Annotated in this window: 22 protein-coding genes; 16 read left to right on the top strand and 6 right to left on the bottom strand. The window is 34.9% G+C overall.

The features are described 5' to 3' along the window. The first annotated feature begins 17 nt into the window (after nt 1-17). Nucleotides 18-2,180, top strand: coding sequence for a type IX secretion system anionic LPS delivery protein PorZ (gene porZ, locus QYS49_RS02785; RefSeq protein ID WP_308350116.1), 2,163 nt, complete (start codon nt 18-20; stop codon nt 2,178-2,180). Between the two features lie 304 nt (nt 2,181-2,484). Further along, nucleotides 2,485-3,174 (top strand): DNA repair protein RecO, encoded by a 690-nt coding sequence (gene recO, locus QYS49_RS02780; RefSeq protein WP_308350115.1) that lies wholly within the window; start codon nt 2,485-2,487, stop codon nt 3,172-3,174. A gap of 227 nt (nt 3,175-3,401) precedes the next feature. Here recO and QYS49_RS02775 read toward each other — a convergent pair whose 3' ends face one another. After that, on the bottom strand, nt 3,402-4,049 hold the full coding sequence (locus tag QYS49_RS02775) for an SDR family oxidoreductase (protein ID WP_308350114.1): 648 nt from the start codon (nt 4,047-4,049) through the stop codon (nt 3,402-3,404). 146 nt (nt 4,050-4,195) lie between these two features. Between QYS49_RS02775 and QYS49_RS02770 the strand changes: the two genes are divergently transcribed. Next, the gene (locus QYS49_RS02770; protein WP_308350113.1) at nt 4,196-4,801 is read left to right on the top strand and encodes a hypothetical protein; all 606 of its coding nucleotides are present in this window, start codon (nt 4,196-4,198) and stop codon (nt 4,799-4,801) included. Between the two features lie 34 nt (nt 4,802-4,835). On the opposite strand, the gene QYS49_RS02765 is transcribed toward QYS49_RS02770, so the two are convergent. After that, nucleotides 4,836-5,729, bottom strand: coding sequence for a UbiA family prenyltransferase (locus QYS49_RS02765; protein ID WP_308350112.1), 894 nt, complete (start codon nt 5,727-5,729; stop codon nt 4,836-4,838). Nucleotides 5,730-5,779: 50 nt separating this feature from the next. Here QYS49_RS02765 and QYS49_RS02760 point away from each other — a divergent pair, with 50 nt between their 5' ends. From QYS49_RS02760 to QYS49_RS02750, 3 genes are all read left to right on the top strand, one after another. Next, the gene (locus QYS49_RS02760; RefSeq protein ID WP_308350111.1) at nt 5,780-6,868 is read left to right on the top strand and encodes a type III polyketide synthase; all 1,089 of its coding nucleotides are present in this window, start codon (nt 5,780-5,782) and stop codon (nt 6,866-6,868) included. Then, the gene (locus QYS49_RS02755; protein WP_308350110.1) at nt 6,865-7,566 is read left to right on the top strand and encodes a methyltransferase domain-containing protein; all 702 of its coding nucleotides are present in this window, start codon (nt 6,865-6,867) and stop codon (nt 7,564-7,566) included. The genes QYS49_RS02760 and QYS49_RS02755 overlap by 4 nt, the downstream gene beginning before the upstream one ends. A 133-nt stretch (nt 7,567-7,699) precedes the next feature. Beyond that, on the top strand, nt 7,700-9,280 hold the full coding sequence (locus QYS49_RS02750; RefSeq protein ID WP_308350109.1) for an amidohydrolase family protein: 1,581 nt from the start codon (nt 7,700-7,702) through the stop codon (nt 9,278-9,280). Nucleotides 9,281-9,583: 303 nt separating this feature from the next. Here QYS49_RS02750 and QYS49_RS02745 read toward each other — a convergent pair whose 3' ends face one another. Together QYS49_RS02745 and QYS49_RS02740 are read right to left on the bottom strand one after the other, a co-directional pair. Further along, on the bottom strand, nt 9,584-11,002 hold the full coding sequence (locus QYS49_RS02745) for a Glu/Leu/Phe/Val family dehydrogenase (protein ID WP_308350108.1): 1,419 nt from the start codon (nt 11,000-11,002) through the stop codon (nt 9,584-9,586). Nucleotides 11,003-11,037: 35 nt separating this feature from the next. Next, nucleotides 11,038-11,709, bottom strand: a complete 672-nt coding sequence (locus tag QYS49_RS02740; RefSeq protein WP_308350107.1) for a 3-hydroxyacyl-CoA dehydrogenase family protein — start codon at nt 11,707-11,709, stop codon at nt 11,038-11,040. Between the two features lie 49 nt (nt 11,710-11,758). On the opposite strand from QYS49_RS02740, the gene QYS49_RS02735 reads away from it, so the two are divergent. Genes QYS49_RS02735 through QYS49_RS02725 form a run of 3 tightly spaced genes read left to right on the top strand, consistent with a single transcriptional unit; the run spans nt 11,759 to nt 12,999 of the window. Next, complete coding sequence (locus tag QYS49_RS02735; RefSeq protein WP_308350106.1) at nt 11,759-12,139, top strand: RidA family protein; 381 nt, start codon at nt 11,759-11,761, stop codon at nt 12,137-12,139. Then, entirely contained in the window at nt 12,139-12,624 is a 486-nt protein-coding gene (locus QYS49_RS02730; protein ID WP_308350105.1) for a hypothetical protein, read from the top strand. Before QYS49_RS02735 ends, QYS49_RS02730 begins: the two co-directional genes overlap by 1 nt. A 24-nt stretch (nt 12,625-12,648) precedes the next feature. After that, nucleotides 12,649-12,999: a DUF4260 domain-containing protein gene (locus QYS49_RS02725; protein WP_308350104.1), complete on the top strand. Its 351-nt coding sequence runs from the start codon at nt 12,649-12,651 to the stop codon at nt 12,997-12,999. A 177-nt stretch (nt 13,000-13,176) separates the two neighbouring features. On the opposite strand, the gene QYS49_RS02720 is transcribed toward QYS49_RS02725, so the two are convergent. Further along, a complete protein-coding gene (locus QYS49_RS02720; RefSeq protein WP_308350103.1) occupies nt 13,177-13,614 on the bottom strand; it encodes a TPM domain-containing protein in 438 nt (145 codons plus the stop codon). 250 nt (nt 13,615-13,864) lie between these two features. Then, nucleotides 13,865-14,461 (bottom strand): LemA family protein, encoded by a 597-nt coding sequence (locus QYS49_RS02715; protein ID WP_308350102.1) that lies wholly within the window; start codon nt 14,459-14,461, stop codon nt 13,865-13,867. A gap of 150 nt (nt 14,462-14,611) precedes the next feature. Between QYS49_RS02715 and QYS49_RS02710 the strand changes: the two genes are divergently transcribed. The 7 genes from QYS49_RS02710 (at nt 14,612) to QYS49_RS02680 (ending at nt 26,116) form a co-directional block, all read left to right on the top strand. Beyond that, nucleotides 14,612-15,742 carry a serine hydrolase domain-containing protein gene (locus QYS49_RS02710; RefSeq protein WP_308350101.1) on the top strand — a complete coding sequence of 377 codons (1,131 nt, stop codon included), beginning with the start codon at nt 14,612-14,614 and terminating at the stop codon, nt 15,740-15,742. A gap of 6 nt (nt 15,743-15,748) precedes the next feature. Beyond that, on the top strand, nt 15,749-15,940 hold the full coding sequence (locus QYS49_RS02705) for a hypothetical protein (RefSeq protein ID WP_308350100.1): 192 nt from the start codon (nt 15,749-15,751) through the stop codon (nt 15,938-15,940). A 249-nt stretch (nt 15,941-16,189) separates the two neighbouring features. Beyond that, nucleotides 16,190-19,330, top strand: a complete 3,141-nt coding sequence (locus QYS49_RS02700; RefSeq protein WP_308350099.1) for a hypothetical protein — start codon at nt 16,190-16,192, stop codon at nt 19,328-19,330. Continuing rightward, entirely contained in the window at nt 19,327-20,787 is a 1,461-nt protein-coding gene (locus QYS49_RS02695) for a DUF4062 domain-containing protein (protein ID WP_308350098.1), read from the top strand. The genes QYS49_RS02700 and QYS49_RS02695 overlap by 4 nt, the downstream gene beginning before the upstream one ends. 1 nt (nt 20,788) lies before the next feature. Further along, nucleotides 20,789-23,920 (top strand): nSTAND1 domain-containing NTPase, encoded by a 3,132-nt coding sequence (locus QYS49_RS02690; RefSeq protein WP_308350097.1) that lies wholly within the window; start codon nt 20,789-20,791, stop codon nt 23,918-23,920. Further along, entirely contained in the window at nt 23,907-24,944 is a 1,038-nt protein-coding gene (locus QYS49_RS02685; RefSeq protein ID WP_308350096.1) for an outer membrane beta-barrel protein, read from the top strand. The genes QYS49_RS02690 and QYS49_RS02685 overlap by 14 nt, the downstream gene beginning before the upstream one ends. After that, nucleotides 24,941-26,116: a hypothetical protein gene (locus tag QYS49_RS02680; RefSeq protein WP_308350095.1), complete on the top strand. Its 1,176-nt coding sequence runs from the start codon at nt 24,941-24,943 to the stop codon at nt 26,114-26,116. The genes QYS49_RS02685 and QYS49_RS02680 overlap by 4 nt, the downstream gene beginning before the upstream one ends. Nucleotides 26,117-26,136 lie beyond the last annotated feature (20 nt).

Here is a 26,136-nt window from a genome sequence, read left to right as displayed (position 1 = left end):
AATGCATTAGAAGAACCATGCTCAAATCAATCTCTTATTTATTACTTATTTTCTTTTCATGGAGTATCTCTGCTCAGGATATTCCAATGGGCAGTTGGAGAAATCATGCGGATTACTCTACTGCTGAAATAACGGCTGTTTTTGATGGTAAAGTCTTCTGCGCTACTAGTAACGGACTTTTTTATTTCGACACCGAAGATGGAAGTCTGAATACTTTAAGTACTACAGATGGTTTAAGCAGTGTCAACATCAGCATGCTGAAAGTGACGAATGATTTACTATTAATTGGCTATGAAGATGGTTTAATGGATGTAATGGATGAAGATTTAAGCATCACCACTTTCAGAGAAATTTATGAATCCGATCTGAGAGGAGATAAAATGATTAATGGAGCAGTATTAGTATCTGATATTATTTATCTGGCTACAGATTTTGGAGTGGTTTTGTACAATTCCAAAGAAAACGAATTAATAAATGCCTTTCTTGATTTGGCAGTGAATGGTGAAACAATCAAAATAAATGATATTAGTACCCATGACGAGAAACTTTATCTGAGTACAGCCCAAGGATTATTGACTGGTGATTTATCGGGAAATATAAACCTAAAGGATTTTCAAAATTGGAATAGAGATTCCATTGATAATGAAGGAACATCACTTTTGAAAACAGTTTTTTATGAGGGAAACCTTTATGGTTGGGCGGAAAATGACAGCGTTTATCAAATACAAAATGATAATTGGGAAAGTATTTATGGAACAGATGCTTCTATTCAGCAATTAAAAGTGGTAAATAATGAGCTTTATTTATCTTTAACTAATCAGATTTTCCAGTTAAAAGAGAGCAAATTTGAATTTGCTTTTACTGTTACAGAAACAAATCAAATCCATGATTTTAATTTTTTCGGGGGTCAGTTTTTCCTTGCTGAAGAAACCTCAGGCTTAATCCGCTATCAGGATGGAGCAACTGAAACTTTAACACCTCAAGGAACAAAAGGTAAAACCCAAAGTCTCCATCAATTAGAACAATTTACTTTTCATTTAGCAGAAAGTACAGGAGGCTTTTCATATTTTGAAAATGGCAAATGGGCATATACTGGAAAAGACACTGAAGGAAAAGACTTACCACTTTTCAGGGATGTTGCTTTAGACCTCATTTCCGGAAATGGTATTTTCCTTAGTGAGGCAGAAGGGTTATTTAGTTGGGACACAGAAAACATCAGCTCACTAAATTTGGGAGATTCAATCATTACGGAATGGGTCAGCTTAGCGGAAAGTCCGCAAGCTAGTTATTGGGCATTGGTAAAAACAGAGAATAATTTATACGCTCTTTTCAATCCTGATACTGGTGATGTTTTAGAAATGAATTTGCCAGCCAAAAATAGAATTAATGATTATTTGATTGTCCCAAATGGAGACCATTATCTTGCCACTAATTCAGGCATTTTTGTTTTCAATCCTGAGAGCGGTGAAGAAAGAAGGCTGAACACCGTATTGGGAAATGGGAATCTGCCGAATAATCAAATTAAGGATTTGGCAATGGGTTTAAGTGGGCAGTTATGGATTGCTACTGAAAGTGGAGTTGCTTTTTTTAATCGCTTTCAAGGTGTATTGCAAGATGAAAATGTGGATGCTTCCCAACCGATATTTGAAGGCTTTTTCCTTTTCGATGGAATTCCTGTTAATCATATAACCATAGATGGAGGTAATAGAAAATGGATGAGTACCCGAGATGGCTTATGGCTTTTTGATGAAGATACAGAACGAAATATCCTGCATTTGAGAAGATCAAATAGCCCAATTGTGAATAATGATATTCAGCAAATGGTGGTCAATCCTTTAAATGGAGAGCTTTTCATAAGTTCATCATCTCAATTTCTTTCATACCGAACGGATGCCACCCGCGCGGGTGCATTCCATACTGATGTGGAGGTATTTCCAAACCCAGTAAGGCTATCAGCTGATAATACGGTTACTATCCGAGGTTTGGCTTATAACAATGAAGTGATGATAACCGACATAGCAGGAAACCTTATTCATAAAGGGAAAGCTAATGGTGGAACATTTTCATGGGATTTAGGGAATTATTCAGGCTTCAGAGCTAAAAGTGGTGTGTATTTGGTTTTTTCTATCAACCCAGATGGGACGGAAACTTACCAAACTAAATTTGCTTTACTTCCTTGATTGAAACGTATATTGGATGACGAAAAATAACCTTGGTTATTTTCTATTGTGTTCTTCTATTTCTTTTGTGGTGGAAATTTGCTACCAGTAGTATATTTTAACAAGCTTAATTTTTAACCACAAAAGGAAACAAAAAAAGCAAAAGCTTTTTCGCTTTAGCGAAAAATTTCATGGTCTCTCCTTGATTTAAGGCGAGCTAAGAGTTTAGCTGAGTTTGTTTGGACTAAATAAATCCTCATATATTTAGACTATCACTTTAATCTCAAAATTCATCTTAATTTGCAATAGAATTAAAGGAAACTAAATGCTTCACAAGACCAAAGGCATAGTACTCGGACATGTAAAATATGGTGAAAGCTCGCTCATCATTCAGGTATATACAGAAAAATTCGGTATACAATCCTATATTGAAAATGGCGTCCGTAAGGCAAAAGCCAAACATAAAATGGCTATTTTCCAGCCTTTAACTTTGCTTGATTTAGTGGTTTATAAAAAGACCAATAGCAGCATCAACCGCATGTCGGAAATTAAAGTGAATCCGCCTTATCGCTCTATTCCTTATGAAATTATTAAATCTTCAATTGGTATTTTCTTAGCGGAGTTTCTAAATCATATTCTACGTGGGGAGGAAGAGGATAATCCTATGATGTTCGGTTTTATTCATGATAGCCTCACTTATTTTGACCAAAAGGAAGAGGATTATATCAATTTTCATTTACAGTTTCTAGCTCAGCTATCTACTTATTTAGGATTCAAGCCATCTGGTGCCGTTGAAATTCTGGATGAAGTTTCGCATTATCATCAGATTAAATTAAGACCAGATGAATTGGTGAAATTGGAGGAGTTATTAGCAAATGATATAACATATGATTTGAAAATCAATGGAGAACAAAGACAGCAATTGCTAAAAATTTTAATTCATTTCTATCAAATCCACAGTCATTCCTTTAAAGAAATTAAATCACTTCGAATTTTGCATGAGGTTCTGAGTTAGTTCCTTCATTTCAGCAAAGCCGAAAACCTATGCAAGCCAAAAGCTTGAGGTAACTCTCGCAAAACCTGTCCCGCATTTTAATCGAGAGACGTGGAGATGCAAAGACCTCTCAACGAGAAAAAGAAAAGGTAAATAGCAAATTTATCACCTTTAAATGATGAGGGAGGTATTCTGCCATAAGTAAAAAACTTTTCCAAAGTTGTGAGCTTTGGAAAAGTTATAATTAATTATTTAACGTTTTCTATCGCTTCTTCAATTCTATGCGGACCCGAAAGTAATTCAAGTGATTTACGATAAGTATTTTCGGCTTCTAAGCATTTTACTAATACATCAGCTACATCCCAACGCGGAATGGAACCAGTTCTTTCATCAGTTCTTTCACCAAAATCAACTTTACCTTTTGGTTCATCATCAGTTAATGCCCCAGGTTTAAAAATCGTATAATTTAAACCAGTCTGTTGCAAATAATCATCTGCTGCTGATTTGGCATTATAATAACTTGCCATTTTTTCAGGCCATTCAGATGGATTAAAGTCAGCACCAAAAGCACTCACCATCATAAAGCGAATATATTTATGTTGAACAGCTAGATCAATTGCTTTGATTGCACCTTGTTGATCAATCGCTTTGGTTTTATCATCACCTGTATGGCCACCACTTCCAGCGGTGAAAATTACTGCATTATTTCCTTCATAAGCGTGACTGAAATCTTTTTCCAGATCACCTATAACTGTTTTGATTCCTTTCTTTTCAAATTGATCTTTTTGTGATTCCTTTCTCACCATTGCGATGGCATCATGCGGTGAATTACTATGAATTTTATTGACTATTTTCTGTCCAATTTTACCGTTGGCTCCAATTACTAATATGTTCATAATTTTGTGTTTATAGTTATCTCATAGTATACGGAGAGAATGGTATAAGTTTAGAAATTTAACTTTTCTCTTAATGATTAAGTTAATTTTTATCATCTTTAGAGTGTAAAACGAACCAGCATTTTTATAACTATTAATTTTTTAAAATGAAGAGATATTCAATCATATTATTTGCTATTAGTTTGATTAGTACAATTGATTTAAAAGCTCAAGACAAACCCGCAGCACTTATAAAAGGAGAGTCCGCTACTGTGAGTGAGAATTTAATAAAGTTTGAGATAGGCTCGCCAAACGGTATAGGAATATCTTATGAAAAGAAATTGGGCCATCATATTTCACTATATAACATCATTGGGCTACGGGTTTTTGGTGGCGGTGGGACAACTTCCCAAGCAATATATGGTGTAAGTCCATGGTATGTTTTAACACCCCAAATCTCTGTACAACCTAGGTTTTATCATAACTTAGATAAAAGGGCAGCAATGGATAAAAATATCAATTACAATTCCGCAAACTATGTGGGATTTACCGCAAGGTTTTACCATCAAAGTTTTTTTTATAGTAATTCAGACAGAATCGGAAATAGTCCTGCTGTATTAGATTTAATGTTATCCTATGGATTGCAAAGAAGCTTCTTTAAAAGATTGAACTTTGACTTGGCTATTCAGCCAGGTATTGAATTTACATCTTGGCAGCCTACATTTTTCTTGGGTCTTAATTTACAATTAGGCTTTATTGTATTTTCGAATTAAAATGATCGGCTTTCAATTATCTTAAAATCTTTATTCACATATTCAACTGATACAAATGGCTGGTCTGCAAAAAGAAATAAATGAAAAATGCATTTAGGCAAATTGCAGAAATAAGATTTAATCCCATAGTCCATCCGAAATTAGCATGTTTTTCATTTCTGTGTACAATCGCAAACCAAATTAAGAAATAGAGAACGGTAGGTGCCATGAATAATAAAAAGGCAATGGCCATTTTTTCAGTGTGGTAATTCAGAAAATAATACTCAAAGCCTAAGGTAGCTAGAAGAAAAGTAACCAAAGTAAATAAGAACGTACCTTTTATACCTAATAATAGAGAGAGGGTATAATCTCCTCTTTTATCATCTTCATTATGCTGGTAGATCTGTGTCATTGGGAAAGAGCCCCATAAAAATGCGGAAGTTAATAAACCAGGTAAAATGACTTTCCATTTCAAAGCTATTTCCCATCCGAAATCATTTATACCCACATAAGCCATATAAAAAGTAAATACTCCTTGGAAAAAGCCAGCAACCATCCAACCTAACCAAGGATACTTTTTAAGACGAACACCAGGGTGGCTATAAGCCTTCGAAGCCAATCCGTAAATAAAGACTAGAAGTGCAAACTCCATACTTATTAGCCATGCCAAAGCAAAGCCTATGAAATCGAAGATCAAACTTGTATAATATAATCCGGTGGTAACAGGAGGTGGCGTTTTTATCAAGCCAATACTACCTTCATCTTTATCAAAATAGGAATTATAAGCATTACTAGCTGGGTAGATGAAAAAATGCAATATTACGAATGTTAAGAGAATTCTGTCCCCTGCAATATTTGGGCTGATTCCTAAAGCGAAGATATATACGGGCAATAGAAAGAAAGAAAAAGGAATCCTTAAATGCCTAAGGATGTGAACAGCTTTTTTCATGGTAACAAAAGTCAAATATTTCGGTTAATATAAACAATCAAATGCTATCTATGCCATACATCAACCTGATTTCTCCTGCCAATCCAGAATTAAACATTACTCAAAATGATATAGCGGGCTTTATGCAGAAAGCCATGCAATTAAACGAAGAGAATAGCCGAAAGTTAAAAGCTGTTTTTAGGATGTCAGGCATACAAAAAAGACATACCGTAATTCCAGATTATCAATTTTCAGATGATAAAGATTGGTTATTTTATCCCCAATTAGATAATGGAAAATCGCTACCTAATACAGCAGACCGAATGCAATTATTTGCAAAACATGCTCTGCCCTTGGCACAAAAAAGCTTAGAGAAAGTTTTTAAAAAGTACAATGCGAATGAATTCACACATTTAATTACCGTGAGTTGCACAGGTATGTTTGCACCTGGACTTGATATTCAATTAATTAAAAATGCAGGATTGAATCCAAATATTGAACGGACTTCCATTCAATTCATGGGATGCTTTGCTGCCTTTAATGCATTAAAAACAGCTCATCATATAGCCCGCTCTGAGAAGGACTCAAAGGTTTTGATCGTTTGTGTGGAATTATGCACCATTCATTTTCAATCTACTTTTTCAGAAGATAATATATTAGCAAACACTCTTTTTGGAGATGGGGCTTCATCTGTAGTGGTTAGTAATGAAAAAACGGAACAAGCATTGGAAATAAAAGCTTTTAGAAGTATAGTGGAAGGTAATTCTGAGCAGGAGATGGCTTGGAATATCGGAAATTTAGGTTTTGAGATGAGGCTAAGTAGTTATGTTCCTGAGGTAATTGCTCAAAATATTGCTAAATTAGGTGAAGAACTAATGGAAAAACTGCAATTAACCATAAAAGACATTAACCATTTTGCCATACATCCTGGCGGGAAAAGGATATTGCAAGCTGTAGAAAAAGGGTTGAAATTACCTGCTGAAATAAATGATTCTGCGTATAAAGTCTTACGGGAGTTTGGGAATATGTCATCGCCCACTGTTCTTTTTGTTTTGGATGAGATGAGGGATAAAATCCAACCAAATGATAAAGTCTTAAGCTTTGCCTTTGGACCAGGCTTGACCATGGAAAGCATGCTCTTAGAGCGAGTGGAATTATGAAAAAAGTTGATCTATCCTATCGTTCGGAAGAAGAAGAAATCATGGATGATTTATCTGATGATAGCCCTTCTCTTTATCGTGCTTTAAAAGAATTGGATATTATCAATCATTGGTTAGGAGGGAATGCGATAACCCTGAAGGCAGTTAAAGAAATTTTCAGATCACAGCCTAACAAAGAATGGAAAATTGCAGACTTAGGCTGTGGGAGCGGAGAAATGCTTTTGAAAATTGCTAGATGGTGTAGAACTCAAAAAATTAAAGTTCAATTACATGGTTTTGATGCTAATCCTAATGTGATTTCTTATGCAGAGGAGCATTGCAAAGACTATCCTGAAATATTTTTTCATGCTGAAAATATTTTTTCAGAGACCTTTAAAAACAGAAAGTTTAATGTATTGACATGCACACTTTTCCTTCATCATTTCCCCCAAAATGATCTTATCAAATTGTTAAAACAGTTTCGTGATCAATCCGATAAAGTAATCATTAATGACCTGCATAGGCATCACTTTGCTTACTATTCTATAAAATGGATTACTCGGCTTTTCAGCAAATCTCCTATGGTGCAAAATGATGCTTGTCTTTCAGTTTGGAGAGCATTCACCAAACAAGAATGGAAAGAGATTTTACAATTAGCAGAAATTAAAAATTACGAATTAGGTTGGCGATGGGCTTTTCGTTGGAAGCTTGTTTTTTGATTTTCTATATTGGAAAATGGATTTTATAATGAGGACAGTAAACTTCCATCGATTAAAATATCCACTCTTCAAATAGCGACCTCTTCTTCATTTAAACTTTCCTATATTAGAATTCTTAGAAAAAGAGATATTTATGAGAAAGCTAATTTTATCGTTATTCATTGTACTGATTCAATTTCCAATTTTGGCACAAATTAAAGATGCTCCTGAAAGAACAGAAGGAGAAGGCCCATGGCCTCAACTAATTATCAGGGGCGTCACCTTAATAAATGGAAATGGTGCTCCTCCTGTTGGTCCTGTAGATATAGTAGTGGAGCAAAATAAGATTGTTGAAATTAAGACTGTGGGCTATCCTGGTGTGGAAATAAATGAAGATAAAAGACCAGAATTACAAAAGGGGGGCAAAGAATTAGATGCTTCTGGTATGTACTTAATGCCTGGCTTTATTGATATGCACGGCCATATTGGTGGAGAAGCTCAGGGAACTCCTGCTGAATATGTTTTTAAATTATGGATGGGTCATGGAATTACCACTATAAGAGATCCATATTCAGGAAATGGGATAGATTGGGTTTTGGAGCACAAAGCAAAATCTGCTAAAAATAAAATTACAGCTCCAAGAATTGTGGCTTATACCGAATTCGGGCAAGGAAGTAAATCGCCCATAAGTACTGTTGAAATGGCCAGAAAATGGGTGCAGGAAAATGCTGAAAAGGGGTCTGATGGAATTAAGTTTTTTGGAGCAAGACCTGAAATCATGCAAGCCGCATTAGAAGAAAATAAAAGTTTAGGATTACGTTCTGCTATGCATCATGCACAAATGGATGTAGCGCGTTGGAATGTTTTGAACTCAGCTAAAGCAGGCTTGACCACCATGGAACATTGGTATGGATTACCAGAAGCTTTATTCACGGACAGAACAGTTCAACATTACAAACTAGATTATAATTACAGAAATGAACAAGACCGTTTTTCCGAAGCAGGAAAATTATGGGAGCAGGCTGCACCGCCCTATTCTGATAAATGGAATGAGGTAATGAATGAATTATTGGAACTTGATTTGACCTTGGATCCTACCTTTAATATTTATGAAGCCAGTCGTGATTTGATGCGAACCAGTCGAGCGGAATGGCATGATGAATATACGCTACCATCGCTATGGGAATTCTATCAACCCAGCAAAATATCGCATGGATCATATTGGCATTATTGGGGTACAGAGGAAGAAACCAGCTGGCGAAAAAATTATCAATTGTGGATGACATTTGTAAACGAATACAAAAACAGAGGAGGAAGAGTCACCACTGGTTCCGATTCGGGCTTTATTTTCCAGCTATATGGATTTGCTTATATCCGTGAAATGGAATTATTGAGAGAAGCGGGTTTTCATCCTTTAGAAATTATGATGTCGGCTACTTTGAATGGTGCAGAAGCATTAGGAATGGAAGATAAAATAGGGACAGTTGAGATTGGTAAAATGGCTGATTTTGTCATTGTAGAGGAAAACCCATTAGAAAATCTGAAGGTGCTTTATGGAACGGGCGCTATTAAATTGACAGAAGATAATGAGGTAATTAGAGCTGGAGGAGTGAAATACACCATTAAAGACGGTATTATCTACGATGCTAAAAAACTGCTAGAAGATGTGAAAGAAATGGTAAAAGAAGAAAAGGAGAAAACTGGCTATGAAATAAAACAACCTGGGATGAAATAAGGCCCATTTATTCTCCCCAGCTGACAAGGAAAGTCCATAGAAATCCTTCTGTTTGCTAAATTGATTATTTCGAGCCTTTTGTTTTTCCTTGTAAACAATAGTGATGAAACATATTATTTACTACTGAATAAAATCTGTGATAATTATCTCCTGGAGGGGATTATAGGGGTGTCGGTTGGATAATATGAAAAATGCTTTAGAAAGAGTCTGCTACTAGTTCAAGCGTCCGTTTGGACCAAGAAGGAAAATCCTAAAAAAATCTGTCAGGTTCACTTTAACCTGACAGATTTTAAAGATGATTGATCAAGGGAATATTCCCATATCAGTATAACTAACCGCTATTCTATCAATTGCTAAAATGAAAGCAGCAGTTCTTAAGCTTTTGATTTTTTTATCTTTTCTTTTTTGATTCATATCATGATAGGCAGTTACCATGGTTTCTTCCAAACCTGAATTTACTAAATCACGCTCGCTTGCTCCTCTAATGATTGAGTCTCTTTGTTCTTGATTAAAGGCATCGCCTGTAGCATTTTCAATGCTATCTACCAAGAACTTATATTTTTCCATGTCATAGCGTTTCTCCAATTTACCAAATGAAACTCTTGATAGGTTTTTCAACCACTCAAAATAAGAAACTGTCACACCACCTGCATTTAAATACATATCAGGTATGACCAAAATATCTTTATCTAGTAGTATTTTTTCAGCTTCTTTAGTAATTGGACCATTAGCAGCCTCACCAATTATTTTAGCTTGAATTCTTGGAGCGTTTTCGCTAGTAATTTGGTTTTCTAAAGCTGCTGGAATTAGGATATCGCAAGGGTATTCCATTATCTCAACAGAATTTTCAATAAACTTTCCTTTACCATAGCCATCAAAAGTTTTATTTGCTGATTGATAATTTTTTAAGGATTCAATATCTATTCCTTCCTCATCCCAAATACCGCCATTCCATTCTGCAATTCCTATAACTTTGGCACCTGCTTCTTTTAAATATTTAGCAGTATAGAATCCAACATTACCCAATCCTTGAATAATGATTTTCTTATCTTTCAGACCTGTTTTTAAGCCTAACTCTTTCATATCATCCTCAACACTTACTGCTTCTCTGATTCCGATATATACCCCCATACCAGTAGCTTCTGTTCTTCCTTCAATTCCGTGTTGGGAAAGCGGCTTACCAGTCACACAAGCTTTAGCATTAATAGCTTCAGGGTTGAATGCTTCGTAAGTATCTACTATCCAGGCCATTTCTCTTGCGCCAGTTCCATAATCAGGAGCTGGTACGTCAATAGCAGGTCCGATAAATTTCTTTTTGATCAATTCAGAAGTATATCTCCTTGTGATTTTTTCAAGCTGCCCAGCATTATATTGTAAGGGATCAATGTTTACTCCTCCTTTGGCTCCACCAAATGGAATATTTACCATCGCACATTTGTAAGTCATCAATGCTGACAAGCCCATTACTTCTTGTTCATTTACCATCTCACTAAATCGAATACCACCTTTAGTTGGAAGCTTATGATGAGAGTGTTGCACTCGGTAGCCTTTCACCACTTGATAAGAGCCATCTTCCAATCGGATGGGGAAGTGGAATTTGTAAATACTGTTGCATTGCTTGATTTGTTCTAATAGTCCTGGATGTAATTTCATATGTTGTGCAGCATCGTCAACGAAACTACACACATCTTCAAACAGGCTATATTCTTCATTATGTGCCATAAAGTGTACTTTTTAAGTTAAAAAGTTTGTTTTTATTATTCTACTAAAGCTAAATATTCTTTCTTTAATTTAGGACAGATTTTATACCTTTCTTCCTTAGTGTCATCGTAAATGGCCTCCAAAAGTTCATAAACTTTTACGAGTCCAATTTTCTCACACCACTCAAAAGGACCAAATGGATAATTAGTGCCGAGTTTCATCCCTAAATCAATATCTTCTCTTTCTGCAGTTCCTTCCTGAACGGTATAATAGGCTTCATTAATAACCATGCAAATTATCCTAGGCGTAACCATTCCCACTCTGTCTTCCACTATTTCAAAATCAGTCTCTAACTTACCGCAGATTAGATTTAATTTCTCTTTTTCCTGTTCATTTTGAAGTGTACATTCTAAAACACTTCTGTTGATAAATGTAGGCAAACCATTAAATCCGAAAACGGTATTTTGGGTTTGATGTTGAAAGATTTGTAAATTTCCGAAAGAGCTCACCGCCATATGGGTGAATATGGTCAAGTCTGGACGTTGCTCATAAAATGTAAGTGCTTCAGGTTCTTCTGCCACGAAAAAATCAAAAACTACATCTGCTTCAAAAAAAGCTTCCTTTGTAATCTCTGTTAAATCGTCAAAAGAAAGAATTTGGTGTTTTTCACCAAATTTTGCTGTGATTTCCTCTTGGTTTTTGGGGTCTCCAACAACAAGTATCTTCATAATTTGTTAGTTTTGAACCAAAGTTAAGGAACTAATCATAAAAAGCGAGATGAGTAAACAAATCATTCAAACAAAAGAAGCACCTGCACCAATCGGACCTTATAATCAGGCAATTTTAGCTGGGGATACATTATATGTTTCAGGACAAATAGCCTTGGACGCACAATCAGGAGAATTGATTAATGAGAATATCACAGAGGAAACCCATCAGGTCATGAAAAACCTTGAAGCTATTCTCTCAGAAGCAGGAATGGGCTTTTCTGATGTGGTAAAATGCAGTATTTTCGTAAAGGATATGGGTAATTTTGCTACAATAAACGAAGCTTACGGCATGTATTTTAAAGAAAACCCGCCAGCAAGAGAAACGGTTGAAGTAGCACGTTTACCTAAAGACGTGAATGTAGAAATTAGCTGTATTGCAATTAAATAATGCAGTTATGGCCAGCTAAATCGGAAATGTTTCTTAGTCCTTTAGGGGAAAAAGAAATCATAAGACGCATGGAGCTGGCCGTAAAGCCTGTGAAATATCAATCCTTCAAAAACCAGTCTTTAGATGATATTGAAGCCGAAGCTTATTTATTTAATGGAAAAGTGGGCATAAATAAATTTGCTATTTCTCAAATAGTAAACAGACCTAATAATTTTTTACCCTTAATCAAGGGTAAAGTAGAAGGAGGTGATAGCGGGAGTTTAGTTCATTTAGAATTTAGCCTTTTTCCTAGCGTTAAGTATTTCCTGATTTTCTGGATCATTTTAATGGTTCTTTTTTCAATCATCTCATTTGCTCAAAGAGATGATTGGTTAACTATAATTTTTCCTATTATTATATTAGTAGCCAGTTATGCTTTAATTCTTTCACGCTTTAATGATGCCTATCACAAAAGCCGAAAAGAGTTGATGCGCTTGATCGGTTAATTTTTTAATTTTATTGTAGTGCTGATGAAAGACTTAATTCGCTTGGAAGAAGCTGCAATGTTTGCTTTATCCATTTTGCTTTTTGCCGAGCTTCCTTTTGCTTGGTGGTGGTTTCCTGTTTTAATTTTAGCACCAGACATTGGAATGATAGGGTATATCTTTGGTGACAAAATAGGCGCTTTTGCTTATAATCTCTTCCATCACAAAGGGATTGCAATTTTAGTGTATTCAATAGGCTGGTGGTTGACTAATGATTACTTATTGCTTTCAGGTATTATTCTATTCGGCCATGCCAGCATGGACAGAATATTTGGCTACGGCTTAAAGTATGAGAAAGGCTTTAAGTTTACGCACTTGGGGGAGATTGGGAAGTAAATTCAAAATAGCTGGTCTATCGCTAGGCCTTGGCTAGTGATCGTTACTTGTGCCTCTTGCACGGAATACAACAGCTTGCTTTAGGAACAAAAGGGGCGTTTCATAGCTAAAAACCCGCCTAAGGCTATCGGAAGGGAGTGCCAATTGGATTATAATAACTAAAAAAAAGTAGCATCATCAATTCTTTCCAAAAGAAATCTCATCAGGCAATTCATTTTCATCATCTTTTTGATAAGGAAAATGAGCAGCTAATTGCTCGCCTGCCATTTTGATGCCTTCACTCAGCCCTGCAGTTAAATCTCCATTTTTAAAATGTGAAAGCATATGTTCTTTTATATCATCCCAGAAGTTTTCAGGCACTTTATTGTTGATTCCAGCATCTCCTAAAATGGCAAATTTATGGTCTTTGATGGCCATGTAGAATAGAACGCCATTGCGCAGTTCGGTTTTGTGCATTTTCAAGGTTTTGAAAATATGGGCTGCATGATCCATTACATCTTCCTTGCAGTGGTTTTCCAAATGCACTTGGATTTCTCCAGATGTGTTTTTTTCCGCTTCTTTAATTGCGTTTACAATTCGTTTTTTTTCCTCTTCGGTAAATGCGTCTTTTGCCATGGTTTAAAGTTAATAAATCTCAAATGATTTACGATGCAGAAAAGCAATAGTTATTATTTTGAGCAATGAGGAAATCTAATTCTTTCATTATTGATATGAGTATAGATGCAATCTATTCAAATAGATTTAGTTGTTATATTGTAATGTAGATTACGGTAATTTAAATTACAATAGCATTTAATATAACTATTATTGTCAAAAAAAAAGGCTTCTGAATATGGTTCAGAAGCCTTAACTTGCCTTAACGTTTTTAATCAAAACTCACTTCAGGAACCTCATCCGCACCTTCATCCGCTTCAAAATAGCCTTTCTTTTCAAAGCCGTACATTCCAGCTAACATTGTTTGAGGAAATTTTCTAATGTAAGTGTTGTATTCCTGTGTCACCTCATTAAATCGTCTTCTTTCTACTGCAATTCGGTTTTCTGTTCCTTCCAACTGATCTTGCAATTTGATGAAATTCTGATTCGCTTTTAAGTCTGGATATCTCTCTACCACTACCATCAATCGAGATAAAGCAGAACTTAATCCTTGCTGTGCTTGCTGAAATTGTTCCAATTTTTCAGGACTTAAATCATCAGCATTTACATTTACGCCTGTTGCTTTTGATCTTGCTTCAATAACTCCTTGCAAAGTTTCTTGCTCAAAATCAGCGTATCCTTTCACGGTATTCACCAAATTAGGAATCAAATCTGCCCTTCTTTGGTATACATTTTCTACTTGTGACCAAGCTCCAGTCACTTGCTCTTCTTTTGTGACCATTTTGTTATACGAACCTGCAAATACTCGATAAAGAATAAAAACAATAACGGCTATTACGCCTATGGTGATTAAAAGTCCTTTTTTCATATTAATTAAATTAAGTTTTATTTTATTCAACAAGATAATCATTACGAAGGTAGAAGAGAAATGTTGATTTATAAATTCATTTTAGATTAATGCTAAAAAATGAATTTTGAAACCTTATTTTTACATCTATTCTAAAAAAGCAAAATTACTATGTTGAAAAAGATTGGCGGCTACAGCATTTTGGTAGTCATACTATTAGGAATTATTTACTTCTTCTTGCCCAATTACGCACAAAAAGCGCTTCTTCATTTAACTGCCAATATTGATGATTATGAAATTTTTGAGAATAGGACAGTAGCTGCAAGTGATCCGCAGCCTTGGGAGAAATCCCCTCAATATAATCAATATGAAATGGGGCGAACTTATCAAGATAAGCTAGATGATTACGAAACCACTGCCTTTTTGGTAGTGAAAGACACAGCACTGTTTTATGAAAAATATTATTTAGGATATGATGAAAATGAAATATCCAATTCCTTTTCGGCAGCCAAAAGTATAGTGAGTTTGCTAGTGGGAATTGCTATTGATGAAGGAAAAATAGAAAGCGTATTTCAGCCTGTTTCCGATTTTATAGAATCTTTTAACGAAGGTGAAAAGTCAAAAATCATTATTAAAAATCTGTTAACCATGAGTTCTGGCATTGATTGGAATGAAGCTTATATGAGCCCTTTTTCCAAAACAACTGATGCCTATTATGGAAATAACTTAAAGAAATTAGTGGCAGAATTAGAGGTTTCGAATAAACCGTCTCAAGAATTTGCTTATAAAAGTATCAATACACAAATTTTAGCTGAGGTATTGGAAGCGGCTACAGGGCAATCTATCAGCGATTATGCTACAAACCGCTTATGGAGAAAAATAGGAGCTGAACATGATGCGCTTTGGAGTTTAGATAAAGAAGGAGGAATGGAAAAAGCATTTTGTTGTTTTAATAGTACTGCCAGAGATTTTGCTAGAATTGGTCAGTTGGTTTTGAATAAAGGAAACTGGAATGGTGAACAAGTAGTACCAGCTGATTATATTGAAATGGCCACCATGCCAGCGCGCTTGATCAGGTCTGGAGAACGCATTCCTCATTATGGTTATCAGTGGTGGATTTTGAACTATAATGGAAAGCAAATTCCATATGCAAGAGGTATTTTAGGACAATATATTTTTGTGTTAAAAGACAAAAATGCTGTGGTTGTAAGATTAGGAAAAAGTAGAAGCAAGCTTTATACAGATGAACATCCAAATGATGTTTATACCTATGTGGAGGCTGCTTATGAACTATTGAAATAGAGAAAAATGGAATTCACGAAAATATTGAGAATTATTTATTGGATCTTGGTTGCCATCATGATTATGGTGTTTTACTATAGTTTGCGCTATGCAGGAGAGCAAGCTATGGAATATACTCTAGTGGCCTTAGCGTTTTGGACAGCTGCTTTTGTTTTGAATAGATATATAAGAAAAATAAAATCAAATGAGGAAGAGTAAAACATGTATTAAATCTTAACTATCCATTAAAAAGATGTAGGGTTTAATTCATCAGCCAATTTAATTTCAATTATTGTGATTTTGGTCAGCAAATCTTACTCAAGAATGGATAGGTGTTACAACACTTATTGAAAACCATCCTCCCAAATTTACCGCTCATCGAAATAAAAAGTACTTTTTTACAGAAAATATATTACAATATGAATATTTGACTTAATTTAGATGTTAAACTAAGAAAATTAAGTTCAATTGAAGAAGCTGGTCCTCAACATTTTAAATGCAGAAGAGCCGGAATCCAAGAGAGTATTTTTATTACTCCTTATGGGTTTCTTTATGGGCTTTTTTGTGTCTGGCCTATCAGTTGGAGCAGAGTCTCTGTTTTTGAATAATTTTAATGAAGAAACGGATTTGCCTTTGGCGATTGTTGTTTCTGGTTTAATTGGAGTAGTTGCTACATACCTATTCAATTATTTTCAATCAAAAACCAGTTTTGTTCGATTAGCAGGTTATACACTACTTGTCATTTTCTTACTATTAATCAGTGTTGAAATAGCCTATTCATACCTTCCTGATGTTTCACCTTTATATTTCATCACTTTTACCTTCGTACTTCCTTTTACTTATTTAATACTTTTAATTTTCTGGGGTGCTTTTGGTCGTTTGTTTGATTTGAGACAATCAAAAAGAATTATTGGTGGAATTGATACAGGACAATTAACAGCATCAATTTTAGCGTTATTGATCATTATACCCTATCTATTAAACAGACCTGATTTTGCAGAAAAGGATTTAATTACCATGAGTGTGATTAGCTTAGGTGGAATGTTTTTATCATTCCTATGGCTCATGAATAGCTCAAAAGAATTTCTGATTAAAGCAGGTAAAAATAAATTTGTGCCTTATCAAAAAGTACTTACGGACAAATATATGCTGTTGATGGTAGCATTTGTTTTAGTAAGTGTTGTAGCCGTAACCTTTATTGATTATTCATTCTTTAGTGTAGCCTCGGCTCAATTTAATGAAAGTAATTTGGCTACTTTTCTTGCTTATTTTAATGGTACTATCATTATTTTCAGCTTCCTTTTCCAAACTTTTGCAACGGATAAAATTATTGCATTATATGGATTGAAAGTTTCATTATTGATCAATCCAATTTTAATATTGATCATGGTGGGTGCCGCTTGTTTAGTTGGTGCAGGTTTTGGTTTCACGCCAGATGATCCTACTTTCATTTTCTTCTTTGTTATCATTGCGGTAAGTAAGTTATTTGTTACTTCATTAAAGGATGCATTAGATGAACCCGCATTTAAACTCTATTTCTTACCCTTAGATGTAGAAAATCGATTTGATATTCAAGTAAAAATTCAGGGCTTAGTGAATGCATTTGCTGGTATGATTGCCGGTGCTATCATTATTTTGCTTAATAATGTAGAGGTTTTCAACCTACTTACCATTTCCATTGCTGTAATCCCTTTATTATTAATTTGGTATTTAGTAACACAGAAATTGCATAAAGGCTACCGATCAACACTTCAAGGGACATTAGTAAGAAATAAGGAAAAAAATAAGGTTGATGAAAATGAAAATTCTATTAGCCGATTGTTACAAAAGCAGGTTAATAGTAAAGAAGAATATAAACGCCTATATAGTTTAAAGTTAATGGAAAAACTCGAACCGGAAGAGTTTTCATCTTTTAAAGAAAAATTTAAAGGTGATATTTCTCCTAAAATGCAGGAATATATAGGGGAAAGAAATCAGGCTTCTTCAGAAGGCTCAGATTTAACTTTAAGAAAATTGGCAGAAAAGGCCTTAAAGGAAAGTCAGTCTAGAGATGTAACTCCTGTCACTTTTGAGCAATTGAGCACTTGGGCCAGGTCTTTAGAACCGGATAAAAGGCTTTATACAGCAAGAATTTTCAGGCAACATGCCGATGCTAAAAACATATTTTTGCTTTTAGATTTATTAAAAGATGCCAATCTAAAAGTTCGGATGGAAGCGATAGAAACTTCCAGAATTTTGAAGCGCCATGAAACATGGAATGTGCTGATTGATATGTTGGATTCAGAAAAATTTGGACATGCCGCTGCTGCTGCATTGGTTGCTGCAGGAGAAGATGTGTTACATCACCTAGAGTCAGCTTTTCATAAATCTGGTCAATCAGACAAAATTAAAATGGCTGTTGTAAGGATAATGGGTAAAATTGGAGGAGAAGAAGCGGAAAAGCTGCTTTTAAAGAAAATTGATTTTCCAGACAAAAGAATAGTATATGAAATGCTGAATGGTTTTGGTTATGAAGATTTCAATGCTGAAGGAAACCAAGCCCAAATAATTATCACATTAATTGAAGATGAAATTGGTAAGACCGTTTGGAACATGGCTGCTCTAACCGAATTACCCAAAGAAGATCGATATAATGTTTTACGGCAAGCCTTTAAAGAAGAAATAGGTCATAATTACGAACAAATTTTCTTATTACTGTCCTTAATTTATGATACCGAATCAGTTTCGCTGGTGAAGGAAAACATACTTTCTGAAACCTCAGAAGGTATTGCTTATGGTATTGAGTTGCTCGACATGTTCATTAATTCTGAATTAAAATCTAAGCTATTTCCTTTAGTGGATGATATTTCAGTAACTGAGAAAATAAAAGCCTTGGAACATTTTTACCCAAGAGAAAAATTTGAGCCATTGCGACTTCTAAACAATATTTTAAATAGAGATTTTAATCAATTATCAAGATGGATAAAGGCTTGCGCACTTTACAATCTAGCCTTTCAAAAAGAATATGAACCTGATTTTGCTGTTATAGCCCACATTTTTAACGATGATAAGTTGTTGCAACAAGTTGCGGCATGGCTGATTTATCATAGGTCTCCAAATAAATTTGAACAGGTAATTGAGCGTGTTGTACAAGAAGACCAAGAGGATCTGATTGATACCATTGCACATAATCAATTAGAAGATGGATTAAATGACGGGTATTTTCTTTTAGTTGAAATTGTAATGTTTCTTAAACAAATCAAAGTGTTCTCACACATCAACGGGGCTCAACTATGTGATTTGGCTGATAATACGCATGTGATTCGAATGAAAAAAGGTGAATCATTGGATTTAACGGATCCTGAAAATAACGCAATTTATGTAATAGCGGAAGGAAAATTCAAATTGGAAACGAAATATGAAGCAGATATAATTTTGGAAGAAAATGATGTCTATGGAGAGTTATTTGTTCCTGAAAAACATCTGAAAGCAAATAAAATTACAGCTGAATCTGATTCAGTTATTTTTCAATTGAATATTAATAATTTCTATACACTGATGTCTAGAAGTCAAGAGTTTACAAATCAAATTTTTACGGCCATAACCCAACATTATCAATCATTAGTATGAGTGAAAAACTGAATATAAATATTTTATACGCTGAGGATGATAATAAACCTATCATGCAAAATAAAGGGTGGGTTAGTTATTTTGAGAAGTTCCTAAACATGATGCTCAAGCAAACCATGAATAGGCAATTTAAAATTAATTTGTTGTCAGATTCTTTGGAAAACTCTACACTCAAAGACGGCCTCTATATTCCTATTTTATCACCAAATTTTATATTGTCAGGAGTCAGTTTAGATAGGCTGGAAGGTTTATTTCTTAATGGCAATAATGAAAAAATCCACGATAGGATATTCCCAGTATTTAAATCCCCATTAGATTTTGTGGATATCCCCGAAAAGCTCAGACCTCTTAGAGCCTATATTTTTTATTTGGATTATGAAAACCACGAACAAGAACTCTCAGACTTTTTCAGTAAAGAAGCTGAAAAAGGATATTGGATGAAAATGGTGGATTTATGTTTTGATATTTATGAAACTGTTTTGAAAATGAGCAATCAAGATGATAAAGGAGATTTAGTTCATAATAGAAGGTCAGTATATTTAGCTGATACTGGACAAGATTTAGCAGGAGCTAGGAACATAATTAAAAGAGAATTAAGTCGACATGGATATGAGGTTTATCCTAAAGGATTATTACCTCATGATTTTTCAGGAATGAAAAAATCTATAGTGGAGGATTTAAAAAAATGCCAGTTTTCTATTCATATGGTTGGAGCTTCTTATGGCTCAATTCCTCATGGTTCGGACTCATCTGTGATGGATCTTCAAAACGGATTAGCCTCTGATCATTACGAAAAGAATCCACAAGGTTTTAGTCGCCTAATTTGGATTAGCCCATCCTTGAAATTTGCTAGCGAAAAACAAAAGTCATTTATTCATAATATAAAAAGAGATGCTAAAGCTTCTCTCGGAGCAGAGGTTTTACAAACTTCTCTAGAGGATTTTAAAAACACCTTATGGGAAGAACTGCTAGATAGCGGACTCAATAAAAAGTTAAGAGATACTTATCCTCAAGAAGATCAAAAATTACCAATCATATATTTAATTTATGATGAGTCAGATCAAAAAGAAGCCGAAAAACTCATTTCTAATATTGATGATCAGCAAGTGAAAATCTTAACCTTGGATAATAAGGGAGATTTAATGGCATTGAGAAATAAACATATCGATGCGCTAAAACAAATGGATGCTGCTATTGTATTCCAGGAAAATGTCAATCATCAATGGGTTTACATGAAATTGTTGGATTTATTAAAGGCGCCTGGCTTTGGAAGATCAAAGCCCATTTTAGGCCGAATGTTCAAGTCGAAAAAGGCAAAAGGTGCTGAGAATGAATATGTTAACCGGTATGAAGTTGAGGTAGATAGTAGTGAAGATTCGAAAAAGATGAATAAATTTATAAAGGAAATTAAAGTTGCATTTGAAAAAACGCAGCTAGAAATAGTAGCAGAAAGCTAAAATGAAGGAGGAAAAGACTACCATATTAGAAAAACCACAGTCGAAATACGGAAAGAAAAACAATCCTTTCCCAGGTTTGCGTCCATTCAAGATTGAAGAAAGCCATTTATTTTTTGGCAGAGAAGGTCAAAGTGATGAGGTATTATTAAAATTATCCAAACACCGATTTGTTGGTGTTATTGGTCCTTCAGGAAGTGGTAAATCTTCATTTATATATTGTGGTGTATTACCCATTTTATACGGTGGTTTTTTAACAGGCAGATCAACAGAATGGGAAGTGGTAGTGACTCGTCCTGGGGCAGCGCCAATTGATAATTTAGCTCAAGCACTTCTCAAAACAGATTTGGTAGATAAGGAATTGTCAGAAGAAGACAAACAAATCAAAAAAACCATAATTTCCTCACTTTTAAGAAGCTCCTCTGTTGGGCTGGTGGAAACCATCATGCAGTTCAAAGGAGATAAAGAAAAGAATTATTTAATATTAGTCGATCAATTTGAGGAATTATTCCGATTTAAGGATTCTTCTAACCTACAATCAGTTAATGAGACCTTAGCTTTTATTAACTTATTAATGGAAGCCATCAATCATGCGGATGTACCTATTTATGTGGCTATTACGATGAGATCAGACTTCATTGGAGAATGTTCTCAGTTTCCAGAATTAACTAGGCAAATCAATGATAGCCAATATTTGATCCCTCAAATGACAAGGGAACAAAAAAGGAGAGCTATTACAGGACCAGTGGCGGTAGGAAATGCTCAAATTGCTCCAAGGTTAACCCAGCAACTTTTAAATGACTTAGGCGATAATCCTGATCAATTACCCATTTTGCAACATGCTTTAATGCGTACATGGGATTATTGGAGCCATTTTAGAGATTATGATGATGAGTCGCTTGATATAAAACATTATGAAGCTATCGGCACTATGTCTGAAGCCCTTTCCATGCATGCGAATGAGGCCTTTGAAGAGCTGGATGATGAACAACAAAGAATTTGTGAGTTTCTTTTTAAAGCTATCACTGAAAAAAGAGGTGGCGGTAGCTATGGAATCAGAAGGCCGACTAAACTCAATGAAATTGCCGCAATTGCGAATACTTCTGAAGAAAAAATTATTCAAGTAATAGAGAAGTTCCGTGATCCGGGAAGGTCTTTATTAACACCTCAATATGGTGTTCCATTGCATAGTCAATCCATTATTGATATTTCTCATGAAAGTATAATGAGAATTTGGAACCGCTTGAAAAACTGGGTGAATGATGAAGCAGATGCGGTAACCATGTATAAAAGATTGGCTGAAGCTGCGGATATGTTTCAACAAGGCAAAACCAGTTTGTGGAGGCCGCCAGATTTGCAATTGGCAATGAATTGGAAAGAAAAGCATAACCCAACTTTGATTTGGGGGCAGCGCTATCACCCAGCTTATGAAAGGACCATTTCTTTTCTGGAACATTCAGCTGAGGAATATGAAATAGAACAGAGAGCGAAAGAACTACAGCAAAAAAGAAGGTTGAGAACTGCAAGGGTTACAGCTTTAATTATGGCATCGGCTGCAGTAGTTTCAATTCTTTTTTTAGTGTACGCATTTTATCAGCAAACTGTGGCAAAAGAACAAGCTAAAATAGCACACGAACAAAAACTGGAAGCTGAGGAACAGACTAAAATTGCTGAAAGGGAAAAAGAAAGAGCAACTACTCAAGAGAAACTAGCAATTGCAGCACAAGAAAAAGCGGTTAAGAATGCTGAATTAGCAGAACAAGAGAAGATAAGAGCAACTAGAGCGGCAGAATTGGCAGCGCAAAGAAGAGTTGAAGCAGAGGAAGCGGAGGGTAAAGCAAGTGCTTCTGCAATTGCGGCTCGTGAAGCGGAAAAAGAGGCTTTGGCTCAAAAAGAGGTGGCTCAGCAAGAAAAAGATAAGGCAGACCAATTGCGGTATTTAGCAATTGCCAATGCCATGGCAGTAAAATCAACCCAGCTGAATGATCCGCAATTGCAAGGACTCTTGGCTCAACAAGCTTATGAATTTGACGAGCGAAACAGTAATTATAATTATGATCCAGAAATTTATGATGGATTGTATTATGCACTTAAAGAATTTAATCATCCCTTAGTTAAAAAAATAGAGGGGCATGAAAAATCAGCTAAAGTAGTACTAGGCGGAACAAGTGATGAAGAGTTTTTTACTGCAGGATCTCAGGGTAGTATTTTGAAATGGAATAAAGTTCAAAATCATTGGCAAGCAGATACTATAGCACCATTAAGAAATAGAAGAGTAGTGAAATCCATGATCTTTGATCAAGATCAAAACCATATTTATGCTGCTGGGCAATTCATCACAGAAAACGGTGAGTCCATCATAGAGAAATATGATCTTAATACAAATTCTAGAAGTCCAGAAATTATTAAAGGTGTAAAAGGTGCATTCGTTAAAATGTATTTCGCTGATGGTAAGCTTTGGATATTGGATGAAGCTGGGAAATCAATCAAAACCATGGAGAATGGTAAAAGCCAAAATCTGTACAAATCAAATGTTAAAATTAATGATTTCGCAGTAGATAAAACCAAGCCTTATATTTGGTTGGCTGCTGATAATGGGGATTTATATCGTATAGATAAAAGCGGGGAAAATGATACCATTATGTATCAAAATGGCCAATCTATTTCAGCAATTACCTCAAAATATCATTTCTTAACTATAGGTGATGTAAATGGAGGAGTTAGATTATTCTCCGACTATGACTTTTCAAATTCAAATTCTTTAACAGGACACATTGGTGGGATAGACGAATTGAAGATAAGTGAAAATGGGGCTGCTATGCTATCAGCTGGTAAAGATAAAACAGTAAGAGTTTGGAATCTGTCTGAAATCACACAAGCCCCCATTGTATTATCTGATCATGGCGATTGGGTATGGTCAACAGATTTCAGTGTGAATAATGAATGGATTTTCTCAGTTTCTGAAGATGGAATGGTGCATGTATGGCCTTATTCTATTGACTTAATGGGAAATCAACTTTGTGATGAATTGGATCGCAATATGACCACCACAGAATGGGCCACTTATGTTGGACAAGATTTGCCTTATGAAAAAACCTGTGAAAATTTAGAAAAACTCTCTGATGCGGCTAATTAAAATTATATTGTTTTCTATCTCCTTGGTAGTTTTATTCCCATTCATTAGTAATGCACAAACTTCCTGTGTTCAAAATTTAAGAGAAGCCAGAAATTTTTATGATGCTGGGAAATTAAATGATTTGCCAAAGTTATTATTAAAATGTATTGACAATGGTTTTTCTGATGAAGAAAAAGTAGAAGCTTTAAGATTAGTTACCCTTTCTTATTTATTTAATGAAGATCAAGAAAAAGCGGAAGCCTCTTATTTGAGATTATTGAAGATAGAGCCTGAATATGAAGTAAATTTAGACTCTGACCCAACCGAACTCATTATTTTATCGGAAAGATATGATACGGATCCTAAGTTTTTCTACGGGTTTAAATTAGGGTCTGCCTTTAACTTAATAGAAATTACCGAATATAAACCTATTTATAATTTAGCAGACAGTGGTAGCTATGAGCCTCCTATTGGGTTTTCAGTTGGTTTATTTTTCCAATATCCTATTAATGAAGAGTTTTCAGCTAATCTTGAAACGCATTATAATTTTAGAAACACGGTACTAAACAGAAACACCGAGAGCGCAGAAGGAAATTCAACCGGTATTCAAAGTATAAGTGAAATCCAGCAATGGGTAGAAGTTCCATTGTTAGTGAATTATAAATTACCAATGGCACAGAACTTTTTATTGGAAGCCACTGGAGGCCCTTCTTTTCACTACCTACTTTCTTCCAGATTAAGTGTACGAGGAGGCCCAGGCAGTGAAATCAATAATATAGACATGATGGTTTATAGAAACCAACTTAATGTAAGCGGTATTTTAGGCTTAAGAGCCAATTTCAAAAGGTTAGGAAGAAACTTTGTGACTGTAGAAGCCCTATATCAATATAGATTTATAGATGAAGTAAATATGAATGTTGATCGGGCAGAACTCAATTGGATATTGAAAGATGCTGTTTATGCTGAAAATCAATATAAGGGTCATGCTCTGATACTGAGAGTAGGTTTACGTTTCCCACGTTTTAATCCGGAATTAATAAAATGAAATATTTAATAGTAACCATATTTTCTTTATTAATAATTGCATTTAGTGCTTGTAATACTGAAGAAGGGCTAGCACCTGCTCCCCAAAATTCTTATATAAAAATTATTAAGGGAAAGGGTACTGATGCTCCATTATCTATACAAGAATTTAAAGGAGGTTTATTGATAGTGTCCAATAGTACAATAGTGAAAGGGGAAAATCTCTCAAACAAAGTACGGATCTTAAGGGTGAATTTAAGTGGGGAGGTCATTAGCGGTAGTGATAAATATTATCCTGAAAACTCTGATCAAAATTGGAATGCCAAAGATGTTGTGCTTATGGACAATGACAGAATTTTAATTGGAGGTACTGTGGGATCAAATGATAGTTTATTTTTCTTAGAAGTAAACGCACAACTCGACTCTGTAAATAGTCAGTATTACAGCTCTAATCTTGAAAATTATCAATTGACAGGCTTGTCTTATGATGAAGCCAATTCTAAAATATTTTTTGGTGGATCAGAATGGACAAATGGTGTTGATGAGTTTACATTATTTGGTGAAATGAATACTTCCGATCTATCAATCGACCAAACTTATAGAAGTAATAAAGCAAGAGCCTTGCCCGCTACTCCTATTTTAGAAGATGCAAGTGGTGGTTTGATTTGGGCTTATAATGCAGGAAATTCTGTATTAGTTAGAAGTAATAATAGAGAGATGCATCAGATTGAAAATACTGATGATTTAAGTTTTGATGGTGCTGGAGATGTAGTATCAAAAAAATTAATCGAGACGGACGATGGTCAAATTATTATATTAGGGGAGCTAGATAGTGAAGGACAAAGGATGTTATTTTTCTACAGGGCATATTCCGGTATTGCCCCTTTCATTTTTGGAGGAGATGGAGAAAATCAATTAAATGGAGTTAAGAAAATTGAAAATGGATATTTAATAGCGGGTTCAACTGAAATTTCTGAGGAAGGCTCTAGTGATCAATTAGATTTCTATTTGTCAAGAAGAACACCAGGTGGAGCAGAAGGGTTTTCAAAGTCTTTTGGGAGTGATGCTGATGAAGAATTGCACGATGCAGTGATGGTCAATGATAAAATTTATTCCATTGGATCTACTGTTATAGGAATAGAAAATACTTTGCTATTGATTAAAACCAATAAGTTTGGCGAATTAGTGAATTAGAGGTTGAAAGGAAATTATAA

This window comes from Marivirga salinae, from assembly GCF_030503855.1.
Lineage (GTDB): Bacteria > Bacteroidota > Bacteroidia > Cytophagales > Cyclobacteriaceae > Marivirga > Marivirga salinarum.
This window is presented reverse-complemented; position numbering and strand designations above follow the sequence as displayed.

Excerpts from the sequence above, each read along its gene's own strand:
- porZ (WP_308350116.1), top strand. The coding sequence starts at position 18 with ATGCTCAAATCAATCTCTTATTTATTACTTATTTTCTTTTCATGGAGT.
- recO (WP_308350115.1), top strand. The coding sequence starts at position 2,485 with ATGCTTCACAAGACCAAAGGCATAGTACTCGGACATGTAAAATATGGT.
- QYS49_RS02775 (WP_308350114.1), bottom strand. The coding sequence starts at position 4,049 with ATGAACATATTAGTAATTGGAGCCAACGGTAAAATTGGACAGAAAATA.
- QYS49_RS02770 (WP_308350113.1), top strand. The coding sequence starts at position 4,196 with ATGAAGAGATATTCAATCATATTATTTGCTATTAGTTTGATTAGTACA.
- QYS49_RS02765 (WP_308350112.1), bottom strand. The coding sequence starts at position 5,729 with ATGAAAAAAGCTGTTCACATCCTTAGGCATTTAAGGATTCCTTTTTCT.
- QYS49_RS02760 (WP_308350111.1), top strand. The coding sequence starts at position 5,780 with ATGCCATACATCAACCTGATTTCTCCTGCCAATCCAGAATTAAACATT.
- QYS49_RS02755 (WP_308350110.1), top strand. The coding sequence starts at position 6,865 with ATGAAAAAAGTTGATCTATCCTATCGTTCGGAAGAAGAAGAAATCATG.
- QYS49_RS02750 (WP_308350109.1), top strand. The coding sequence starts at position 7,700 with ATGAGAAAGCTAATTTTATCGTTATTCATTGTACTGATTCAATTTCCA.
- QYS49_RS02745 (WP_308350108.1), bottom strand. The coding sequence starts at position 11,002 with ATGGCACATAATGAAGAATATAGCCTGTTTGAAGATGTGTGTAGTTTC.
- QYS49_RS02740 (WP_308350107.1), bottom strand. The coding sequence starts at position 11,709 with ATGAAGATACTTGTTGTTGGAGACCCCAAAAACCAAGAGGAAATCACA.
- QYS49_RS02735 (WP_308350106.1), top strand. The coding sequence starts at position 11,759 with ATGAGTAAACAAATCATTCAAACAAAAGAAGCACCTGCACCAATCGGA.
- QYS49_RS02730 (WP_308350105.1), top strand. The coding sequence starts at position 12,139 with ATGCAGTTATGGCCAGCTAAATCGGAAATGTTTCTTAGTCCTTTAGGG.
- QYS49_RS02725 (WP_308350104.1), top strand. The coding sequence starts at position 12,649 with ATGAAAGACTTAATTCGCTTGGAAGAAGCTGCAATGTTTGCTTTATCC.
- QYS49_RS02720 (WP_308350103.1), bottom strand. The coding sequence starts at position 13,614 with ATGGCAAAAGACGCATTTACCGAAGAGGAAAAAAAACGAATTGTAAAC.
- QYS49_RS02715 (WP_308350102.1), bottom strand. The coding sequence starts at position 14,461 with ATGAAAAAAGGACTTTTAATCACCATAGGCGTAATAGCCGTTATTGTT.
- QYS49_RS02710 (WP_308350101.1), top strand. The coding sequence starts at position 14,612 with ATGTTGAAAAAGATTGGCGGCTACAGCATTTTGGTAGTCATACTATTA.
- QYS49_RS02705 (WP_308350100.1), top strand. The coding sequence starts at position 15,749 with ATGGAATTCACGAAAATATTGAGAATTATTTATTGGATCTTGGTTGCC.
- QYS49_RS02695 (WP_308350098.1), top strand. The coding sequence starts at position 19,327 with ATGAGTGAAAAACTGAATATAAATATTTTATACGCTGAGGATGATAAT.
- QYS49_RS02690 (WP_308350097.1), top strand. The coding sequence starts at position 20,789 with ATGAAGGAGGAAAAGACTACCATATTAGAAAAACCACAGTCGAAATAC.
- QYS49_RS02685 (WP_308350096.1), top strand. The coding sequence starts at position 23,907 with ATGCGGCTAATTAAAATTATATTGTTTTCTATCTCCTTGGTAGTTTTA.
- QYS49_RS02680 (WP_308350095.1), top strand. The coding sequence starts at position 24,941 with ATGAAATATTTAATAGTAACCATATTTTCTTTATTAATAATTGCATTT.